At 66.8% G+C, this 1297-nt stretch carries 1 protein-coding gene and 1 pseudogene; both read right to left on the bottom strand.

Going from position 1 to position 1297, the window contains the following annotated elements; all coding sequences use genetic code 11:
- A pseudogene (locus ACFOJE_RS15940) lies at window positions 1-698 on the bottom strand (propionate/acetate kinase); the annotation flags it as partial.
- A 400-nt stretch (window positions 699-1098) separates the two neighbouring features.
- Window positions 1099-1297 (bottom strand): phosphate acyltransferase (locus ACFOJE_RS15945; RefSeq protein ID WP_377815507.1); only part of this gene is annotated, 199 nt, incomplete at its 5' end.

A 1297-nucleotide genomic window follows, 5' to 3' on the forward strand; every position in this document is an offset into this window, starting at 1 on the left:
ACCAGGCCTTCCAGCGGGGTCAGGCCCATGCTGGTGTCGCGGCTCTCGCCGTTGACGATGGCGCAGGTGGAGCAGCCGTTGCCGAGGTGGGCGGAGAGCCAGGCACTGTCGTGCTGGGGCAGGCCGGCCAGCTCGGCGGCGCGTTTGCTGACGTAGCGATGGCTGGTGCCGTGGAAGCCGTAGCGGCGCACGCCGTGTTCCCGGTAGAGGAATTCCGGGACGGCGTAGCGGTAGGCGTGGGCCGGCATGCTCTGGTGGAAGGCGGTGTCGAACACGCTGACCTGGGGCAGGTCGGGATACATCGCGGTGATCGCGGCGATGCCTTTCAGATGGGCCGGGTTGTGCAGCGGGGCCAATTGGGCGCTGCTGCGGATGCCCTCGATCACCGCGTCGTCGATCAGGTGGGCTTCGGTGAAGTGCTCGCCGCCGTGGGCCACGCGGTGGCCGATGCCGTCGAGCTGGCCGCCGGAGGCCTCCTCGACCAGCGGCAGGAGCTTGGCCAGGGCGGCCTGATGGTCGGCGCCCGGCAGGGCCAGGGTTTCCTTGATGTCGCCGAGCTGCCAGTGGAGGACGGCCTCCGGGCTGCCGAGGCGTTCGGCCAGACCTTGCAGGGGGAAGGTGGCGAGGGTTTCGTTGACCAGGGCGAACTTGATCGACGAGCTACCGCAATTGATCACCAGAATGTTGCGAGCGGACATTGTGACTCCTGAATCTGTGCCGCATAGCCATCGAACCCGATGGCCACACAAATTTTTGTAATTGGATTTGGGTGTCCGGCGTTCTTGTGGAACATGGACGAATCAGGGTCTTGCCATTCTGCCACGCAAGATGGGGCTTGGCTGCTCTGCCTTAGTCGAATCCGAATTCCGCTAAGAGCTTGTCCTAGATCAAGAAATGGTGGGGTCGGGACTGGAACTGCGCAGGGGAGTCGCGCTCTGGCAGCGACCGGATCTCCCTGTTGCGACGCAGCTCAGGACGTTTGCGGGTAAGGGGAAGAATTGGAAAGCGCTGCCCGTATCCAGGCAGCGCGGAGGGACCGGCGAGCCGGAGCAGGGCGCCATCGCGGTCGGTTGGCCGGATGGCGCCCGGTCGCGGGCCTCAGGCCTCGATCAGCCGTTGCGGCTGCGGGGCTGGTTGCGGCGTGGCCGGGGCCTGGGTGGCGGCCTGCAGGGCGGTGAGGGCGATGGTGAAGACGATGTCGTCGACCAGGGCGCCGCGCGACAGGTCGTTCACCGGCTTGGCCAGGCCCTGCAGCATCGGGCCGACGCTGAGGCAGTTGGCGTTGCGCTGGACCGCC

Origin of the sequence: Azotobacter bryophylli, assembly GCF_042643485.1 — a bacterium.
GTDB classification, from domain to species: Bacteria; Pseudomonadota; Gammaproteobacteria; order Pseudomonadales; family Pseudomonadaceae; genus Azotobacter; species Azotobacter bryophylli.